This is a genomic window from Pantoea sp. CFCC18179 (assembly GCF_059412405.1).
Genome location: NZ_JBNBPM010000003.1, coordinates 263,752 through 281,068 on the forward strand (window position 1 = coordinate 263,752; position 17,317 = coordinate 281,068).

The 17,317-nt window shown below is 54.7% G+C and carries 19 protein-coding genes; 14 read left to right on the forward strand and 5 right to left on the reverse strand.

The window, feature by feature from the left end; translation table 11 throughout:
- Positions 1–14: 14 nt before the first annotated feature.
- Entirely contained in the window at positions 15–839 is an 825-nt protein-coding gene (locus tag ACPUC7_RS08860; RefSeq protein ID WP_494922619.1) for a helix-turn-helix transcriptional regulator, read from the forward strand.
- Here the strand turns inward: ACPUC7_RS08860 and ACPUC7_RS08865 are convergent.
- Positions 781–1,212 (reverse strand): winged helix-turn-helix transcriptional regulator, encoded by a 432-nt coding sequence (locus tag ACPUC7_RS08865; protein ID WP_494922751.1) that lies wholly within the window; start codon positions 1,210–1,212, stop codon positions 781–783. The genes ACPUC7_RS08860 and ACPUC7_RS08865 overlap by 59 nt on opposite strands.
- Before the next feature lie 113 nt (positions 1,213–1,325).
- On the opposite strand from ACPUC7_RS08865, the gene ACPUC7_RS08870 reads away from it, so the two are divergent.
- Complete coding sequence (locus tag ACPUC7_RS08870; protein ID WP_494922620.1) at positions 1,326–2,375, forward strand: NAD(P)-dependent alcohol dehydrogenase; 1,050 nt, start codon at positions 1,326–1,328, stop codon at positions 2,373–2,375.
- 116 nt (positions 2,376–2,491) lie between these two features.
- Here the strand turns inward: ACPUC7_RS08870 and ACPUC7_RS08875 are convergent, their stop codons facing one another.
- Positions 2,492–2,923, reverse strand: coding sequence for an ester cyclase (locus ACPUC7_RS08875; protein WP_343550626.1), 432 nt, complete (start codon positions 2,921–2,923; stop codon positions 2,492–2,494).
- 109 nt (positions 2,924–3,032) lie between these two features.
- Here ACPUC7_RS08875 and ACPUC7_RS08880 point away from each other — a divergent pair, with 109 nt between their 5' ends.
- The 3 genes from ACPUC7_RS08880 to ACPUC7_RS08890 all read left to right on the forward strand — a co-directional run bounded on the left by ACPUC7_RS08880 (position 3,033) and on the right by ACPUC7_RS08890 (position 6,652).
- The gene (locus ACPUC7_RS08880) at positions 3,033–3,950 is read left to right on the forward strand and encodes a LysR family transcriptional regulator (protein ID WP_494922621.1); all 918 of its coding nucleotides are present in this window, start codon (positions 3,033–3,035) and stop codon (positions 3,948–3,950) included.
- A gap of 88 nt (positions 3,951–4,038) precedes the next feature.
- Complete coding sequence (locus ACPUC7_RS08885; RefSeq protein WP_494922622.1) at positions 4,039–4,680, forward strand: aspartate/glutamate racemase family protein; 642 nt, start codon at positions 4,039–4,041, stop codon at positions 4,678–4,680.
- Positions 4,681–4,816: 136 nt separating this feature from the next.
- Positions 4,817–6,652, forward strand: coding sequence for a methyl-accepting chemotaxis protein (locus ACPUC7_RS08890; RefSeq protein ID WP_494922623.1), 1,836 nt, complete (start codon positions 4,817–4,819; stop codon positions 6,650–6,652).
- Positions 6,653–6,708: 56 nt separating this feature from the next.
- Here the strand turns inward: ACPUC7_RS08890 and ACPUC7_RS08895 are convergent, their stop codons facing one another.
- Positions 6,709–7,908 carry an MFS transporter gene (locus ACPUC7_RS08895; RefSeq protein ID WP_494922624.1) on the reverse strand — a complete coding sequence of 400 codons (1,200 nt, stop codon included), beginning with the start codon at positions 7,906–7,908 and terminating at the stop codon, positions 6,709–6,711.
- 135 nt (positions 7,909–8,043) lie between these two features.
- On the opposite strand from ACPUC7_RS08895, the gene ACPUC7_RS08900 reads away from it, so the two are divergent.
- Together ACPUC7_RS08900 and ACPUC7_RS08905 are read left to right on the forward strand one after the other, a co-directional pair.
- Positions 8,044–8,661: a TetR/AcrR family transcriptional regulator gene (locus tag ACPUC7_RS08900; RefSeq protein WP_494922625.1), complete on the forward strand. Its 618-nt coding sequence runs from the start codon at positions 8,044–8,046 to the stop codon at positions 8,659–8,661.
- A gap of 125 nt (positions 8,662–8,786) precedes the next feature.
- Complete coding sequence (locus tag ACPUC7_RS08905; RefSeq protein ID WP_343550620.1) at positions 8,787–9,863, forward strand: diguanylate cyclase; 1,077 nt, start codon at positions 8,787–8,789, stop codon at positions 9,861–9,863.
- A gap of 1 nt (position 9,864) precedes the next feature.
- Here ACPUC7_RS08905 and ACPUC7_RS08910 read toward each other — a convergent pair whose 3' ends face one another.
- The gene (locus ACPUC7_RS08910; protein WP_494922626.1) at positions 9,865–10,326 is read right to left on the reverse strand and encodes an OsmC family protein; all 462 of its coding nucleotides are present in this window, start codon (positions 10,324–10,326) and stop codon (positions 9,865–9,867) included.
- Positions 10,327–10,440: 114 nt separating this feature from the next.
- Positions 10,441–11,100, reverse strand: coding sequence for a helix-turn-helix domain-containing protein (locus ACPUC7_RS08915; RefSeq protein ID WP_494922627.1), 660 nt, complete (start codon positions 11,098–11,100; stop codon positions 10,441–10,443).
- A 136-nt stretch (positions 11,101–11,236) separates the two neighbouring features.
- Between ACPUC7_RS08915 and ACPUC7_RS08920 the strand changes: the two genes are divergently transcribed.
- The 7 genes from ACPUC7_RS08920 to ACPUC7_RS08950 are packed head-to-tail and all read left to right on the forward strand — an operon-like array spanning position 11,237 to position 17,251.
- A complete protein-coding gene (locus ACPUC7_RS08920) occupies positions 11,237–12,154 on the forward strand; it encodes a carbon-nitrogen hydrolase family protein (protein WP_343550615.1) in 918 nt (305 codons plus the stop codon).
- Positions 12,147–12,929, forward strand: a complete 783-nt coding sequence (locus tag ACPUC7_RS08925; RefSeq protein ID WP_343550613.1) for an ABC transporter ATP-binding protein — start codon at positions 12,147–12,149, stop codon at positions 12,927–12,929. Before ACPUC7_RS08920 ends, ACPUC7_RS08925 begins: the two co-directional genes overlap by 8 nt.
- An 18-nt stretch (positions 12,930–12,947) precedes the next feature.
- Positions 12,948–13,784, forward strand: a complete 837-nt coding sequence (locus tag ACPUC7_RS08930; RefSeq protein WP_494922628.1) for an ABC transporter permease — start codon at positions 12,948–12,950, stop codon at positions 13,782–13,784.
- Between the two features lie 2 nt (positions 13,785–13,786).
- A complete protein-coding gene (locus ACPUC7_RS08935) occupies positions 13,787–14,803 on the forward strand; it encodes an ABC transporter substrate-binding protein (RefSeq protein WP_494922629.1) in 1,017 nt (338 codons plus the stop codon).
- Between the two features lie 9 nt (positions 14,804–14,812).
- Complete coding sequence (locus ACPUC7_RS08940) at positions 14,813–15,016, forward strand: hypothetical protein (protein WP_494922630.1); 204 nt, start codon at positions 14,813–14,815, stop codon at positions 15,014–15,016.
- The gene (locus ACPUC7_RS08945) at positions 15,009–16,379 is read left to right on the forward strand and encodes an amidase (RefSeq protein WP_494922631.1); all 1,371 of its coding nucleotides are present in this window, start codon (positions 15,009–15,011) and stop codon (positions 16,377–16,379) included. The genes ACPUC7_RS08940 and ACPUC7_RS08945 overlap by 8 nt, the downstream gene beginning before the upstream one ends.
- 5 nt (positions 16,380–16,384) lie before the next feature.
- The gene (locus ACPUC7_RS08950) at positions 16,385–17,251 is read left to right on the forward strand and encodes a DMT family transporter (RefSeq protein ID WP_494922752.1); all 867 of its coding nucleotides are present in this window, start codon (positions 16,385–16,387) and stop codon (positions 17,249–17,251) included.
- Positions 17,252–17,317: the final 66 nt, after the last annotated feature.

Sequence of the window (17,317 nt, forward strand, 5' to 3'; positions counted from 1 at the left end):
AACAGGATAACGCCATGACTCAGCAAGACGACAATGTGCTCGGCAACTATCTGCGTGAACGTCGCCAGCGATTGGATGCGACTAAACTCGGTTACCCGTTATTGCGTCGCCGCACGCCGGGTTTGCGCCGTGAAGAAGTGGCGGTGCGCGCTTGCGTTAGCACCACGTGGTACACCTGGTTAGAGCAGGGCAGGGGCGGCGCGCCTTCGGAAGAAGTGCTGGAGCGTTTGGCTAAAGCACTTGAGCTCAGCGCAGCCGAGCGCGATCACTTGTTCTTGCTGGCGCAGAATCGTTTACCGGGTGTGACGTGGCAAGCGGGCGTTGATGTTTCGCCGTCGCTGCAACGAGTGCTGGATAGCATGGAAAACTCGCCCGCGCTGGTGAAAACTGCCGAATGGCAAGTGGTGGCGTGGAATCGTGCCGCCACCAAAGTGTTTGTCGATTACGCGGAATTACCACCTGAACAGCGCAATATCTTATTGATGATGTTCCGCCATGAAGAGATGAAAAAACGCTTACCGGATTGGCATCAGGTTACGCGCGGCATGGTGGCAAATTTCCGTGCCGATGTGGCGCGCACTGGTGCCAGTGAACACGTGCGTACGCTGGTCGAGGAATTGAGCGCGATGAGCGAAACCTTTCGCCAGCTGTGGCAATCGCAAGAAGTCAGCCAGCATGGCGAAGGCATCAAACAAATGTGGTTGCCCGATGAAGGCGTGCTGGAACTGGAATACAGCACCTTCGCGGTGGAAGGCAAACCGGGTTTAAGTTTGGTGGTGTTCAATCCACGTCGGCAGCAGGATCGCGATTGTGTGGCGCGTCTGATGGCGCGTCCGTAGCCGCGCGATAATGCGCTGCCATTGCATCTAACGCCGCCTGATTGTCTAATCCCCATTGATACATCTGCTCAATCGGCGCGGCGAATGTCATGCCGAGCGGCGTCAGACGATAATCCACTTTCGGCGGGATCACATCATAAACGTGGCGGGTAATCAGTCCGCGCTGTTCCAGTTCTTTCAGCGTTTGAAACAACATCTTCTTCGATATTCCCTGCAAACTGCGCTGCAACTCACCGGTACGCGCGCGATGGTTTGGCCAGTGATATAGCGCGTGCAACACCATGCTGCTCCACTTCACGGAAAACAGCTCCATCAAGCGGCGCGGCGGGGAATCGGCGTAAAAGAATAATTTGCCATCAACATAAGCGGGCATCGTTTGCATTCTCCTCTTATGGTCACCAAATGGTAACTACTATCAATTTCGCACCATGTTCACTATAGTCTGCCGCCTTCACCCAGCCAAAGCCAGTTCATTTAGGAGGCACTTTGAAAATCAATGCATTAGTCGCGCACGATGCTGCAAAACCGCTCTCTTCAGACCAAATCGCACTGCGTCCTGTGCAGCAGCAGGACGTCAAAATTGAAATCCTTTACTGCGGCGTCTGCCATTCAGATTTGCATATGGCGCGCAACGAATGGGCGGTGAGTCGTTATCCATTGGTACCAGGCCATGAAATTGTCGGCCGCGTGGTAGAAATCGGCGCAGAGGTGACTCATTTCAAAGCCGGCGATATTGTTGGCGTTGGCGTGATGGTGGATTCCTGCCGCGAATGCCATTTTTGCCAGCAGAAAGAGGAGCAGTATTGTGAATCCGGCTTTGTCGCCACCTACAACGGCATCGACAAAGTCACCGGCGACAGTACGTGGGGCGGATACGCGCAGAATGTGGTGGTCGATCAACACTTTGTGGTTTCTGTGCCGCAAGCCTTGCCACTGGCTGGTGTTGCGCCGTTGCTGTGCGCGGGCGTTACCGTTTGGTCTCCACTGCGTCATTTTGGCGTGAAAGCGGGTGATAAAGTAGGCGTGGTTGGTTTAGGTGGACTCGGACATATGGCGGTCAAACTGGCTAGCGCGATGGGCGCAGAAGTGACGTTGTTTACCACTTCTCCCGCCAAAGGTGCAGATGCACGACGTTTAGGTGCGAAGCATGTCGTGGTTTCACGTGATGCGCAGCAAATGGCAGAGGCGCAAACATCGCTGGATTTCATCATTGATTGTGTATCAGCGCCGCACGATCTCGACCCCTATTTAGCGACGTTGAAAACCAACGGTCGTTTAGTGTTGGTCGGCATTCCAGAGCAGCCGCATCAATCGCCAAACGTGACGCCAATGGTTAATCGCCGCCTGAGCATCAGTGGTTCGTCGATCGGCAGCATTCAGGAAACCCAGGAAATGCTGGATTTCTGCGGCAAACACAACATCACCGCAGACATCGAGTTGATTGCCGGTGAACAGATTGAAAGCGCTTTTACCCGCATGTTGCAGGGCGATGTGAAGTATCGTTTCGTTATTGATGTGCAAGCCACACGCTGGTAAGCCAATAAATCGCCTGCAGAATTGCGGGCGATTTCAACCTGAAATCGCCAATTCGAAAATAATTAAGTTTATGATTAATTGGGCTTTTTTTAGTAAAAGCTAAATTTTTTCGCCTTCTATTGCGGCGGAAATTGTCCCAACTGCTGGAACATCGCCAGCCAATCTTCCATATGCCAGGTTGTGGTCACGCGTTCGCCATTCAGCAAATGAAACTCGTGCAGACGGATGCTAATGCTGCGTCCGGTTGGCGCAATCCCCATAAATTCACCTTGATGCGTCCCAGTGATTTCAGCACGTACCGCGATTTTCCCCGGCTCTTGCACCATGTCGTGCACGATGATGTTGATATCCGGGAAGGCGCTGATAAAGCCCGCCAACATCGGTTTAAAACCTTCCGGACCTGGGCCTTGTCCTGGCGCCAGCGGAATGTCCTGCCAATCGTCGGTTACTGCTAAATTCAGCAAGTCCGGATTCTTATCACTGAAAGCGCGATACAGCATTTCCACCGCGTCACGTTCGGCTTTTAAGCGTTGATTCTGTTCAGACATTTTGGATTCCTTGCAACAGGTTAACGGTGCATCTCACCGGCTTGTGCAGTATTCCCGATTCTGACACTATCAATCCAACAAATAGCTAATATAAAGCGTTATACAAAATATGAATTTTGATGGATTCGATCTCAATCTGCTGGTGGCGTTTAACGCGTTGATGCTGGAACGCAATGTCACCAAAGCGGCAGCGATGGCGGGCGTGAGTCAACCGGCGATGAGTGCCGCGTTATCACGTTTGCGGCGCCTATTTGATGATCCGCTGTTTATCCGCAGCGCCGAAGGGTTGTTGCCGACGGCCAAAGCGCAGGAGATTGCGGTGCCGGTGGGCGAAGCGTTAGGGCAGGTGAGAAGCCTGATGAATCCTGCTGAAATTTTCGACCCGATTGCCAAGGCGCGAAGTTTCACCCTAGGATTGACCGAATATCCGCTGCAAGTGCTGCTTCCGGCGCTTACGCATCAATTGGCGCAGTTAGCGCCCAATTGCAGTGTTCATGTGCGCTATTTCACCGATCGTGATGAATCGGTGGGATTGTTGGATGCTGGAAAAATTGATATCGCGATAGGTGTACCGCCGACCAAAGCGGAAAATCGCATCCTTTCGTCTCCGCTGTTAAGCGATGGTTTTGTCACGATGGTTGGACATGATCATGTTTTTGCCGCTGAAAAGATGGACCTTAAAACCTTTGCCGCGATGCGTCATATTCTGGTCTCTCCCGAAGGCAATCGTTATGGATTAGTGGATCAGAAATTGCGTGAGCACGGCTTGGTGCGTGACGTCAGCCTCACGTTGCCAACCATGTTTTCCGTCCCTGCTTTGCTGCCCGGCACCGATTTTGTCGCCACCGTGCTGAGTCGTGTCGGCAAACACGCTGGCAATCAAGCGTTGATAAAAGTATTCCAGCCACCGATTGAGTTGCCGACCATTCCGTTTGATTTATTCTGGCATCGCCGCACGCAGGACAATCCCGCACATCGCTGGCTGCGCGAAGTGATCACCAGCGTGGCGGCAACGCTCACTGATTAGTGACGTCAGGCAACAGTTGCCGCTGCCTAGCAAAACTGACAATTTATTGTCCACATCACGACAACAATAAAGTCATCAGGAGTTAATTATGCTGGGGATTATTCGTGTGCTCACCCATCCGGATCAGCACTTTGTAGAAGAACATGGTCGCTTTATTCAGCAAGAATACGGCATCAATTCGCTTAGCCGGGCGATTCCCGACCAACATAAAGGCATCTTTGATGATGCGAGCGAAGCGTTGGCGGTGCCAAAAATCGTCGCGCTAGGCCAGCAACTGGAAGCGGACGGTTGTAATGCGCTGTTTCTCAGCTGCGCCGCCGATCCTGGATTAGCGCCATTGCGTGCGGCGGTTTCGATTCCGGTGATTAGCGCCGGTTCAGCGGCGGCGAGCATTGCGCGCATGTTAAAACGTCCAGTTGCGGTGATGGGGATTGGTGCTGCTGCGCCAGCGCCATTCCGTCAGTTGTTGGGTGAATCGGTACGCTATGCGCGGCCTGAAGGTGTGCTGAATACCACCGATTTGCTGAGTGCTGGAGGCCGTGCCAGCGCGTTGGCCTGCGCCGATAGCTTGTACCGCGAAGGTATCGAAGTGATTGCTTTCTCCTGCACTGGATTTTCCACCATCGCGCTTGGCGACAGCATCCGCCAACAGTTGGGCAAAGTAGCGGTGGATGCCGTCAGTGCGGCAGGTTTATTTATCAGCCAGTTAGCGCCACAATCCCACCGTTAATCCCGCTGCGCCGTGCTCTGGCGGCGCATGTTAAACATTCTGCGTTTTTTTATGCCATCGCTTTAAACAATTCCCGTTTCGCTCCGATAACTCCTTTACAAACTTTACAAAAACAACAATCGCAGGAGTAGGGAACATGGGGCTGGTATCCCGATTACGTAATGTGCGCATCACCCGTAAATTGTCGGCAGGATTCGGCATCGTGCTGTTGTTAGTAGCGCTGGCAACCGGGCTCAGCGTGCAGCGTTTCAACGCTATTCACGACATCTATCAGAAAACTAATCTGATTTATGACATCAACATCGAAGTGTTTCAGGCCAAAATTAACCGACTTAAATATCTTTATGGCGATGATAAATCCGGTCAGGTGATGGCGAATTACGTCACTCATGCGCAGCAGTTGAACAATGAGGCGAAGCAGCTGAGTTGGGGCGATGATACCCGACAATTAGTGGATCAACTGGGTACGCATCTCGCCAGCTTCCAGAACAGCATTGGCGCGATGACGCAAGCGACGCAGCAACTTAACAGCCTGCGTTCCCAGCTTGATAGCTTGAGCCAGCAGGACATGACTGCGCGCTACACGCAACTGATTCGTACACCCGTCACCAATCCCGACATCACCAATAAAATCTACCAACAGCTTTTTGCCATCAGCAACGTGCGTGAAGAAGCCTGGGCGTTGCGCTTTAACGTGACCGATGCGCTGCGTAAAACGCTGGAAACGCATTTCCAGCAGGCCGATCAAGGCATGAAGGCGTTGTTAGCGCAGTTGCCGCCGGAACAGCAGGGCGAATTTAATGCGGTTTGGCAGGACACCGAAAAATTCAAAAGCCTCAGCCTGCAAGCGGCGGATGCTTACGGTCAGCTGCGTGCGGCGGAAGATACGGTGAAAGTCGCGGGTGATAACAGCAGCGCGGCGATCAAAAAGATCATCACCATCGTCAAGGCGCGTAACGATGAACTGGCGAACGGTTCAGCGGCGATTTCCCTGTTGATTGGCGGCTTGGCGATTCTGTTCGGTATTTTGGTGGCGTGGTACATCATTCGCCAGATTACTCGTCCGGTATTCCACAACTTAGCCTTGGCGGAACGCATTGCCAGCGGCGATCTCAGTTCGCAGTTCGCTACCGATCGCCACGACGAACTTGGCAAACTGACGTCAGCGATGGGACGCATGAACGAACGTTTGCGCAGCATGATTGGCGATGTGCTGAGTAGCGTCAGTAGCGTATCGCAGGCGGCCAGCGCGATTAATCAGGGCAATCTCGATTTATCATCGCGTACCGAACAGCAAGCGGCGGCAGTCGTCGAAACAGCCGCCAGCATGGAACAGCTTACCGCCACGGTGAAAAACAACGCCGCCAATGCGCGTCAGGCCAGCCAAATCGCGGCTGAAGCCTCGCACAATGCCAATCAGGGCGGCATTGCGGTGCGTGATGTGGTGAATACCATGGGCGAAATTTCTGATAGCTCGAAGAAAATCGCCGACATCACCGCCGTGATCAATAGCATCGCGTTCCAGACCAACATTCTGGCGCTGAACGCCGCCGTCGAAGCGGCGCGCGCCGGTGAGCAAGGCCGTGGATTCGCGGTGGTTGCCAGTGAAGTACGTAACCTGGCGCAGCGCAGCGCCGGTGCGGCAAAAGACATTGAGCAGTTGATCAGCGAATCGGTAGGACGCATCAGCAATGGCCATCAGCAGGTTGCGCGTGCCGGTGAAACTATGGAACAGATTGTGAATAGCATTGCGCGGGTGAACGGCATCATGGAAGAGATTTCCGCCGCATCAGATGAACAAAGTCGCGGCATTGAGCAGATTGCGCGCGCGGTCGGTGAACTCGATACCACCACGCAGCAAAACGCCACTTTGGTCAGCGCTTCTTCGCACTCAGCAAACTCATTGGAAGAGCAAGCGATGATGCTGGAACGGCTGGTGGCGCAGTTTAGGTTGCAAGGCGCCGCGCGCTAAACAATCGATATGCAGAGCGGCCAAAGGATGATCTGATCATCCTTTGGCCGCAAACCTTATTGGCTTCTCACCGCCTCAGCAGAGTGTTTATTGGCGCGCGGGAAACCCTGTTCAGAGCGTATAACCACCACCACAGCAATGATTAGCAGCAGTAGAAGCGCCCAGGGAAAAGCGCCGGAACCAAAGTGATCAAGCAGCACACCGCCCGTTAGCCCGCCCAGCGCAATCGCACTGTTCCACGTCACCACATTCATCGATAAAGCCACATCGGCATGTTCACCCGCTGCATCAGCCAGCGCGGTTTGCAGCAGCGTTGCGGCACCGCCGAAAGTTAATCCCCAAACGGCAACGCCGAGATAAATCACCGCCGGATCTTTAGCACCAAGCCCAAAAATCAGCGCCACCGCGGCGAAAACCATGAGTGATAGCAATACCGCTTTGCGCAGGTGGCTATCGATGATTTTTCCAGTGACAAAAATCCCGCACAGCGCAGCCACACCAAATGCCAGCAGCACCAGATCAACTCTTCCAGCAAGGCCAGATGGTGCGATAAAGGGCGCGATATAGGTATACAGAATGTTGTGAGCCAGCATCCACGTCAGCACCACCGCCAGCACGGATTTCACGCCGGGAATCGACAGCACCGCACCCAGCGACATTTTCTGCGTGTCAGCGTTACCAGCATAATTCGGCACGGCCAGCAGTATCCAGCCAATCAGGATGATCGAAAGCCCGGACATTACCGCAAACGTCAGTCGCCAGCCCAGAAATGCGCCCATCCACGTACCGGCCGGAACGCCAAGTGATAATGCGATCGGCGTGCCGACCATCGCCAACGCCAGCGCGCGACCGTGCAGTGACGGAACCACCATTCTGCGCGCATAGCCAGCGATCAGGCTCCACGCCAGTCCTGCCGAAGCGCCGGCGAGAAAGCGTGCGACGAGGATCACTGTAACGTTTGCAGAGATCGCCGTTAACGTGTTGAAAATCAGAAATCCAGCCACGGTACTCAAAAGCACGCTGCGGCGAGACCAGCTACGGGTCATTAACGTCAGAGGAATTGCCGCTACCAGAGAACCTGCCGCATAAGCGGTAACCAGTTGCCCGGCTAACGAAGGAGAGATATTTAACCCGGCGCTGATTTCTGGCAGCAATCCGGCGGGGATGGTTTCGGTCAAAATACAGATAAAGCCAGCCATTGCCAAAGCCAGCAGGGCAAAAACCGGCAATTGTGTCGCTTCCTGTTGTTTCATCATTCAGCCTGTCAGTGAGTTGAGAATTTGCCGTAATGGCAACTAAATATATATCGATCGGTATATATGTTGCGTTGCGGATCCAACCGTTGTCAATTAAATATGTATCGATTAGTATAAATCGCGGAGGAATTGCAGATGAAAACAGGCCGACCAAGACAGTTTGACCGGGAAGAAGCCGTGAAAAGTGCCATGCATTTATTTTGGCAAAATGGTTACGATTCAACCTCGCTCGCCATGTTGAAAGCCTCGATAGGCAAAGGCATTACCGCGCCTAGCTTTTATGCGGCCTTTGGCTCAAAAGAAGCACTATTTAACGAAGCGGTAGAGTGTTATCTCAAAACCCATGCACAGGTTACGGAACCGCTGTGGGATGAGGCTTTACCTCCTCGCGACGCGTTACAAACGGCACTGCGCAATTCTGCGCAGATGCAATATGAACCTAGCCATCCGCGTGGCTGCATGGTGGCACTCAGTGCGCTGTTTACCTGCTCCGCAGAGAGTAAGTCGCTATTGCTGCCGCTGGAAAATTCGCGTCGTCGTACGCGTGAAGGGATTCGCCATTGCATCGAACGGGGAATTGCGACGGGTGAGTTGCAGGATAATCGCGGCACACGCGCGCTGGCGGTCAGTTTCGACAGTTTCCTGCTGGGCATATCAACGCTGGCGCGCGATGACATTCCCTTGAATGAGGTGGAGCTGGCGATTGTTCAAATCATGCAACTCTGGGATTTTGCTGCAACAGCAGATTCGTAAATGATCAAAATGCGACTTTTTTGTGCGGTTGTGAAAGTGCAAGGTAAATATTCTTAAAATAAAGCACTCAACTGATAACAATTCCCGTTAAACTGCAATTCTTGTCGATCTGATACTTCCCGTGCATGAACTACTACTCACCTGACGATAGCCATTTGAAGCGGCGTTCCCAACGCTTCGTTCGTCGCATGTTGATCATGCGCCAACTCGGCACATTTCTCTGTTTCTTTCCGATTCTCTCCGTGTTGATGGAGATGAATCGTGGATTGGCGTTTAGCGCGCTGTTATTTGTGAATGCTTTTATTTGGCCGTGGCTGGCTTACCAACGTGCACTGCGCGCGGATGATTCCACCGCGACTGAGCGCCACAATTTAACCCTTGATGCCGCGTTTGGCGGCATTTGGGTGGCGTTGATGGCGCTCAGTCCGCTGCCCTCATTTATCATCATGGCGGTGCTGGCATCAGATCGTTATGCCGCTGGTGGCGCAGCGCAGTTGATCGCGGCGATGCAGGCGTTTCTCTGCGCGTTTGTCATGGTTTGGCTGGTGGATGGTGCCGGTGTGCATCTGGCCTTTAGCGCACAAACCGTGTGGCTGACCTTGCCGTTGGCGACCTGTTATATGCTGGTGCTCAGCGTCACTTCCTACAATCTCACCTGGCAACTGCGCAAACGAAACCGCGAATTGGAACGTATCGCGCTGATGGATCCCGGTTTAGAAATCCCCAATCGGCGTTTGTTCGAACGTCGTCTGGAGAGCGAATTTCTCAGCACGCGGCGTGGCGACAGTTCGGGTTATTTGTTGTTGATGGACCTCGATTACTTCAAATCGGTCAACGATACGTGGGGCCACGAAGCCGGGGATTTCCTGCTGGCGGAGATCTCGGCGCTGCTGCGTAATCATGTTGGCTTACAGGATATTCCGGCACGTTTTGGTGGCGATGAACTGGGTGTGATTGTGCACCATGCGACCGATGAATCGGTGGTGGCGTTGGCGGAGCGGCTGAAAGAGAAGATCGCGCAGGTGCGTTTACCGGCGTCAGCGGAGTTTCGTTGCTCAGTGAGTATTGGCATTGCTGCGGCGGCCAATGCGGAAACCATCCGTCATTGGCTGCGTCACGCGGATGAAGCGCTATACGATGTCAAACGCGCTGGCCGCAACGGCGTGCGTCTCTGGCAATCTCCGTTAGCCGGTGCGGCGTAAATCACTCGAACTGCGGTTCGCAGTTCACCGGAAAGTTAAGCGAATTAGCCACATAACACGCTTCATGTGCCTGATGATGTAATTCACGTGCGCGCGCTTCATCCGCTGGATCGCGCAACGCAATGCGCGGCTTGAGGGTGATCTGGGTAAACCGGCCGCGCGTACCTTCAATCATGGTACCTTCCGCTGCATCTGCATAGGCTTCCACCACGATTCCTGCATCGGCGCACAGGTGCAAATACCACAGTTTGTGGCATGCCGACGCCGAGGCTAGCAGCAGTTCTTCAGGATTCCATCGCGATGCATCGCCGCGAAATGCCGGATCGGCACTCATTGCCACGGTTTCTTTACCTGCGGCAATCAACTCGCTGTTGCGATCGTACGTAGTATAGGATGTTGTGCCTTCGCCGCGATTGCCGGTCCAGCGTACCGTAACCTGATAATGGTGTTCCTTTGCTGCCATGGCTGTAACTCCTTAATTAATATGCGCACTTGTAGGGTCGCCATTTATGGTGACCGCCTTAATGAACGCATGAATAGCTATGTCGGTCACCCTAAATGGCGACCCTACGATCAATCAACCCCCGCGTGCCAAATCCTCAATATCCAATTTCTCAGTCTGGCAAATCGAAATCAAACTGGCCGCTTCATCGCTCAGCCGCACAAAGGTATGGCGCATGGTGCTATCGATATACGCGCTATCACCTTGCGCCATGCGCAGTGGCGCATACAACTGCGTGTGCAGCATCACTTCGCCGCTCAGCACATAAATAAACTCTTCGCCCGCATGTTGTGACCAGGCTTCCGGCGGTGGCAATTGCTGGGTTTCAATGCCCATCACCACCGGAATCATGCCTTTCACCAGCAATTCAGCCGCATGCACTTCATAGCGAAAATAGGGATTGGTAAAAGCAATGCCTTTACCTGCCAGCGTATAAGTTCGGCGGCCCTGAATCGCGCCGCTGGTCACGGGTGAATCCGGCAAATCCTCGGCAAACAACTCGGCCAACGAGTAATCAAAGGCGCTGGCGATCTTGGCGATGGTATCGAACGAGGCGGAAACCTGGCCTTTTTCAATCTTCGAAAGCGTCGAAATCGACACGCTGCTTAACTCGGCGACTTGCTCCAGCGTCAGCTCGCGCGCCTGACGTATCGTTTTGATACGCATACCAAAATCCTGCTCGCCAGTGGTGGCTGCGCCCAGCCCGGAGGCTTCATGCTGTCGGGTGGTTTTCATGATGCAGATTCTCTTCCGCAGAGTGAACGTGAGGGTACTTTCTCACATATGATAAAAAATTTCCTATAAGAAAAATGTATTGGTCTTAGTGTGCGTTAAGTAGCAGTTTAGAAAAAAACTTCTGGGAGCTGTTGCCATGAACGCGATCACCATAGCTAGCGTCACTTTGCCGGCGTTTTACGATAAAGCACGCAATCTCAGCAACTTGCTGACATGGATGGCGCACGCCGCCGAAGAGGGCGCGGATCTGGTGGTGTTCCCGGAGCAGGTTTTGCAAGGCTACTTGCCAGACACGCTTAACTGGAACGGCGATGCGGTGGCGTGGCAGATGCAACAAGCTGAAGTGGTGCCGCAAGGCGAGAGCGTTTTAGCGTTGCAACGTGCCGCCAGTGAACTGGGTTTGCATGTGGTGTTCGGCATGACTGAACGCCATCCGGAACGCGCCGAAGTGCTGTTCAACAGCGCGGTATTACTGGGGCCGCAAGGGCTAATCGGCGTGTACCGCAAAGTGCACCAGCCCGGCGACGAGAAACATGTTTACTACCCCGGCAGCGATTTCCCGGTGTTCAACACCGCGATTGGCCGCATCGGCATGCTGATTTGCTACGACAAAGTGTTCCCGGAAAGCACGCGGGAATTGGCGTTAAAAGGCGCGGATATCATGATCATGCCGACGGCGTGGGGTTATGCCGGTGATGGCAGCGCAGGCGATGCTGATCCGATGGTCGATAGCTACACGCTGTTTGGCCGGGTGCGCGCGCTGGAAAATCAATGCTGGATGATTGAATCCAACCTATGCGGTCAGCACGGCAATCTGCACTATCACGGCCACAGCCGCATCATCGATCCGCTCGGCAATATCCTCGCCGACAGCGGCACCAGCGAGGGCATGGCGATCGTTAACGTAGAAATCCAATCCGCCATTTTGCGTGCGCGCAGCAGCGACTACCTCGGTTATCACTTCTTGAAAGATTACGTTCCGGTGCAGGCGCCGCCTTCGCCGTTGACGGTTCACAATCGCCACGCGCGACCTTTGGGGGAAAGCCATGAGTAAGGTTCTGGAAGCCGCCGGTATCCATAAAAGTTATCCCACGCCGGATGGTGAAGTGACGGTGCTGCGCAACCTGAACTTCCACGCCAACCGCGATGAATTTGTCTCGTTTGTCGGTCCGAGCGGCTGCGGTAAATCGACGCTGTTCAACATCATCACCGGCCTGTTGATGCCCGATAGCGGCAGCATTTTGTTGAAAAATCGCGAAACCACCGGCACGCCATCGCCGGAACTCGGTTACGTGCTGCAAAAGGATTTGCTGTTCCCGTGGCGCACGGTGATCGACAACGTGATTCTCGGCCTCGAAGTACGCGGTACGCCGAAAGCCGAAGCGCGCGCCAAAGCCCGTGAACTGTTTGAGCTCTACAAAATGACCGGCTACGAGCAGAAATATCCGTCGCAGCTGTCCGGCGGCATGAAACAGCGCGTGGCACTGATGCGCACCATGGTGACCAATCCGGAAATCATCCTGATGGATGAAGCCTACAAAGCGCTGGATTACCCACTGAAAATCGCGCTGGAAAGCGAGTTGCTTAGCGTGGTGAAGGAGCAGCACAAAACGGTGATTTTCATTACTCACGATATCGAGGAAGCGGTGACGTTATCGGATCGCGTCTACGTGATGAAGGCGCGTCCGGGCGAAATCGTGCAAGAGATTGAAGTCGATCTCGGCACCGACAGTTTATCGATTCCCGAGCGTCGCTTAGCGCCGCGCTTCAACGAATATTACGAACTTATCTGGCGCAGCATCGGCACGCAGCCCGAGCCGGTTAACTAACGAGAGGATGATATGGCGATGAATACGGTGTCTACGCGCCCAACGGTCAGCGCGACCGCCAATCGCGGCACGCGCGAAACCTTCTTCCGCTCGGCGAACGCGCGACGTTACACGCTATTGGTGTTGCAGATTGCCATTGTGGTGGCGTTACTCGGCGGTTGGGAGCTGGGCGTGCGCAGCGGCAAGATCAATGCGTTTCTGTTCTCCAGCCCATCGCAGGTGTGGGATGTGCTGGTGCAGCGCTTCCAGAGCGGTGAGATGCTCAGCGACATTCGCATCACGGCGGTTGAAACGTTAGTCGGGTTTGCTGTCGGCGCGATTGGCGGTTCGATTCTGGGCTTGCTGCTGTGGTACTCGCGCTTTATCTCCGATTTAGCTGCGCCGTTTATTGCGGCGATTGGCTCGATTCCGGTGCTAGCGATTGCGCCGATGACCATCATCTGGTTCGGCACCGAAATGCTGTCGAAAGTGGTGATTGTCGCGTTCTCCTGCGTGGTGGTATCGCTGACCACCTCTTACAAAGGCGCGATGCGTACCGATCCCGACTTAATCAACTTGCTGCGATCCTTCAACGCCGGACGCGGCACCATTTTCTTCAAGCTGGTGGTGCCGTCAGCGATGTTGTGGGTGTTGTCGGGATTGCGTCTCAACGTCGGATTTGCGCTGGTTGGCGCCATCGTCGGCGAATACATCTCTTCGGATGCCGGTGTCGGACACATGATCCTGCTCGGTAGCTCCAACTTCGGTATGAACATTGTGCTGGCTGGCATCGTGCTGGTCATGCTGATGATGCTGTGTTTTAACGCGCTGGTGGCTTTTCTTGAACGCCTCATTCTCTCCTGGGACAGGAAATAATCATGAAAACATTTCGCTTCGCTACGATCTCTGCCGCAGTTTCTTTGGCTTCATTGGTATGTGTAAATTCTGCGCTGGCTGCCGACACGCCGGTACGCATTAACCAGGCTTTCCAGTCGCTGCTTTATCTGCCGCTGTATGTGGCGCAGGAGCAGGGCTTTTTCAAACAGCAGGGCGTTGATGTGAAAATCAGCACCGGCGGCGGCGGGGCGCAATCCTGGGCGGCGGTGATTGGCGGCTCGGCGGATTTCTCGATTCAAGATCCGGTGTTCGTGCCAAAAACCCGTGAAAACGGCGGCAAAGGCGTGGTGGTGGCGGGCGTGCAAAATGCGCCAACCATCTTCGTGTTCGGCAAAGAAGCGGCCTCATTGCAGGACAATCTGGCACTGCTTTCCGGTAAACGCGTGGTGACCAGCCCGCAGCCGGACACCACGTGGGCGTTCATGAGCTATTTGATTAAACAGAACAACCTGAAAGACGTGAAGTTGGTGCATGTGGCGATTGGCAACGAAATCCCGGCGGTTGCCGCGGGTCGCGCCGATTACGCGCTGGCGGCAGAACCGCAGGTAACGATGGCTGAACAGCAGAACGGGTTGCACGTGGTGTATTCGTTCTCGGCGGCGCAATCCTGGTATCCGTTTGCCTTCTCCAGCCTGACCACCACGCAGCAATATATCGACAAAAACCCGCAGGCGGCGCAGGCGGTGGTAACCGCATTCGAGCAGGCTTCGCGCTTCATCTATAAGCATCAGGATGAATCGGTGCAAATTGCGCGCAAATACTTCCCGGCGCTGCCTGAAGACGTGGTCAAGAAAGCGGTACAGCGTGAGATTGATGCCAAAGGTTATCCAGAGAATGTGCTGGTGTCGCAGAAGGCGTGGGACAACAACATGAACATCGCGCTGTATGCCAAAAACATCAAAGCCTATCCGTCAGAAGCCACCTCTTATCAGAACAATGTCAACGTCGATCTGGCGACTAAAGCCAAAGCCGCGGTTGATGCGATGGGCGACAAATAAGGAGCCGCAATGGACATGATTGCACTACGTCTGGCGCTGATTCAGCGCCACTGTGCGGCCGATGCCGCTGAATTACAGCATCTGCTCACCGATTGTGACGCGCGCGCGGCGGGTGTTTGCGCCTTCGCCGCCGAACATTTCCCGCCAACCTTATTACCGGCCAATGCGTGGGTATCCGCGCTGCAACCGCCGCTGGAGTTGCCGCATGAGTGAATTAATCGATCATTCGATGCTGACGCTGGCGCAGCAGTTGCGGACGCGGCAAACCAGCGTGCCGGAACTGGTGGAAGCTTGCCTGGCACGCGAAGAAATCACCCACGATCTCAACGCGTTTAACGAAATTTATCTCTCGCAGGTGCGCCAAACCGCTAAAGCCAGCCAGCGCATGCTGGAGCAAGGCTACGATCTCGGCCCACTGCACGGCATGCCGATCGCCATCAAAGCCAACATTGATTTGGCCGGTGAAGAGATGCACGCGGGCAGTGAAATCCTGCGTGGCAATATCGCCAGCCGTGATGCGGTTGTCGTTCAGCGCCTGAAGCAAGCCGGTGCGCTAATTATAGGCAGCACCAACATGCATGAGTTCGCGTGGGGCGGCACCACCAACAATCCGCATTTCGGTGCCAGCAGCAATCCGTGGGATGACACGCGCATTCCGGCTGGTTCCAGCGGCGGTTCCGGCGTGGCGGCGTCGGTGCGCAGCGCTCTAGCAACGCTGGGCACCGATACCGGCGGCTCGATTCGTTTACCGGCTTCAATGAACGGCATCACTGGATTGCGTCCCGGCGTTGGGCGGCTTTCCACCGAAGGTATTTTCCCGCTGGCGACCAGCCTCGATACCGTTGGCCCGCTGGCGCGCTATGCCGAAGAGTGTGAAGTGCTGTTTAACGCGCTGGATGGTCAATCCGGCCAACTCAGCGCCTTGCCGGAACTGACCGGTTTGCGCATCGGTCTTTTGCCGGATATCCATCAACAAGTGCAGCCGGATGTCGCCGCCGCCTATGACCAAATGGTGCAGTGGTACAGCGCGGCGGGCGCGCGTTGCCAAACGCTGAGTTTCACCGGACTCGACCAGGCGGTGAACGCGCTGGTGCTCATCAACCTTGCTGAACCAGCGTCGTTGCATGCGGCGTGGCTGGCTGAACGTCCACAAGAATATGGCGCGGATGTGCGCAAACTGCTGCAAGCCGGTTTGAGTATTACGGCGGTGGAATACCTGCAAGCGCAGCGTTTCCGCACCGGTTTGCGCATGCAACTGCTGCACCATCTCAATCAGGTGGATGTGATTTTAGTGCCGACGCTGCCGTTTACTGCGCCGCACAAAGGTTTGGAAGCGATTCAAATGGGCGACCGCGAAGAGAGTGTGTTAACCGGCAATATGCGTTATAACGCGTTGGCGAGTTTGTCGGCGCTACCGGCAATCAGCCAACCGGCGGGATTTGATCGCGACGGCATGCCGATTGGTATGCAGCTGATTGGTCGCGACGGCGCAGAGCGACAACTGCTGGCGCTGGCGCGTCAATTCCAGCTTGAGCATGATTATCATCTGCAAACGCCGACGCGGTTGCGCGCGTGAAAGCGTTGTCGCTGCGCGATGTGCTGATCCTGCTGCTGGTGGTCAACGGCTGGGCATTTAACGTGATCGCCATGAAGTTTGGTCTGATGGAGTTGCCGCCGCTGTTTATGCTGACGCTGCGTTTTGCGTTGGTGGCGGCAATTCTGTTGCCGTTCCATCGTCTTACGCGCCACCAGTTGCCGGGCATGATGCTGCTGGCCTTCACCTTCGGCTTTGTGCATTTCGGCTTGATGGTGATTGGCATGCAAACCGCCGATGCCGGAACCACGGCGGTGTTTATCCAGATGGGCACGCCGATTGCCATGTTGTTAGCCGCGTTTTGGCTCAAAGAGCGGCTGAGCTATCGGCAGATCGCCGGTGTTGGCGTGGCGTTTATCGGCGTGATTATTTTAGCCGGTAGCCCGGCGTTAGCACATTGGCAAGGCATGATGTGGCTGCTGATCAGCGCCTGCGGCTGGGCGTGCAGCACGGTATTAATCAAACGTTTGCCGCCGATTGCGCCATTAGCGATGACCGGCTGGCTGTCGCTGTTTGCCATTCCGCTGGTGGGCATCAGTTCGCTACTTACCGAGCAACATCAATTCACGCTGCTGATACAGGCCGGTTGGCGCGGCTGGCTGGGCGTAATCTACAGCGCCTTTGGCTCGTCGATTTTTGCCTATTCGTTGTGGTACGGCTTGCTGAAACGTTATCCCGCCAGCCAAATCTTGCCGTGGTCGCTACTCAGCCCGGCGCTGGCACTGCTGATGGGCGTGGCGATCCTGCATGAATCTTTGGATCACAACAAAGTGATCGGCACGTTATTGATTGTGGGAGGAATCTTGCTGGCGGTGATCAGAATGCAGGTGTTTCGCCGCAGAGTGTTGGTTTGAACATCACTCCGCGCCCGTCGTAGGGTCGCCATTTATGGTGACCGAATTGCGCAAAACACTCAAACC

Bases quoted from the DNA above. Each gene is read 5' to 3' on its own strand.
- ACPUC7_RS08865 (WP_494922751.1), bottom strand. From the start codon at position 1,212: ATGCCCGCTTATGTTGATGGCAAATTATTCTTTTACGCCGATTCCCCG.
- ACPUC7_RS08905 (WP_343550620.1), top strand. From the start codon at position 8,787: ATGAACTACTACTCACCTGACGATAGCCATTTGAAGCGGCGTTCCCAA.
- ACPUC7_RS08860 (WP_494922619.1), top strand. From the start codon at position 15: ATGACTCAGCAAGACGACAATGTGCTCGGCAACTATCTGCGTGAACGT.
- ACPUC7_RS08940 (WP_494922630.1), top strand. From the start codon at position 14,813: ATGGACATGATTGCACTACGTCTGGCGCTGATTCAGCGCCACTGTGCG.
- ACPUC7_RS08900 (WP_494922625.1), top strand. From the start codon at position 8,044: ATGAAAACAGGCCGACCAAGACAGTTTGACCGGGAAGAAGCCGTGAAA.
- ACPUC7_RS08915 (WP_494922627.1), bottom strand. From the start codon at position 11,100: ATGAAAACCACCCGACAGCATGAAGCCTCCGGGCTGGGCGCAGCCACC.
- ACPUC7_RS08875 (WP_343550626.1), bottom strand. From the start codon at position 2,923: ATGTCTGAACAGAATCAACGCTTAAAAGCCGAACGTGACGCGGTGGAA.
- ACPUC7_RS08935 (WP_494922629.1), top strand. From the start codon at position 13,787: ATGAAAACATTTCGCTTCGCTACGATCTCTGCCGCAGTTTCTTTGGCT.
- ACPUC7_RS08885 (WP_494922622.1), top strand. From the start codon at position 4,039: ATGCTGGGGATTATTCGTGTGCTCACCCATCCGGATCAGCACTTTGTA.
- ACPUC7_RS08925 (WP_343550613.1), top strand. From the start codon at position 12,147: ATGAGTAAGGTTCTGGAAGCCGCCGGTATCCATAAAAGTTATCCCACG.
- ACPUC7_RS08910 (WP_494922626.1), bottom strand. From the start codon at position 10,326: ATGGCAGCAAAGGAACACCATTATCAGGTTACGGTACGCTGGACCGGC.
- ACPUC7_RS08920 (WP_343550615.1), top strand. From the start codon at position 11,237: ATGAACGCGATCACCATAGCTAGCGTCACTTTGCCGGCGTTTTACGAT.
- ACPUC7_RS08895 (WP_494922624.1), bottom strand. From the start codon at position 7,908: ATGATGAAACAACAGGAAGCGACACAATTGCCGGTTTTTGCCCTGCTG.
- ACPUC7_RS08880 (WP_494922621.1), top strand. From the start codon at position 3,033: ATGAATTTTGATGGATTCGATCTCAATCTGCTGGTGGCGTTTAACGCG.
- ACPUC7_RS08945 (WP_494922631.1), top strand. From the start codon at position 15,009: ATGAGTGAATTAATCGATCATTCGATGCTGACGCTGGCGCAGCAGTTG.
- ACPUC7_RS08890 (WP_494922623.1), top strand. From the start codon at position 4,817: ATGGGGCTGGTATCCCGATTACGTAATGTGCGCATCACCCGTAAATTG.
- ACPUC7_RS08930 (WP_494922628.1), top strand. From the start codon at position 12,948: ATGAATACGGTGTCTACGCGCCCAACGGTCAGCGCGACCGCCAATCGC.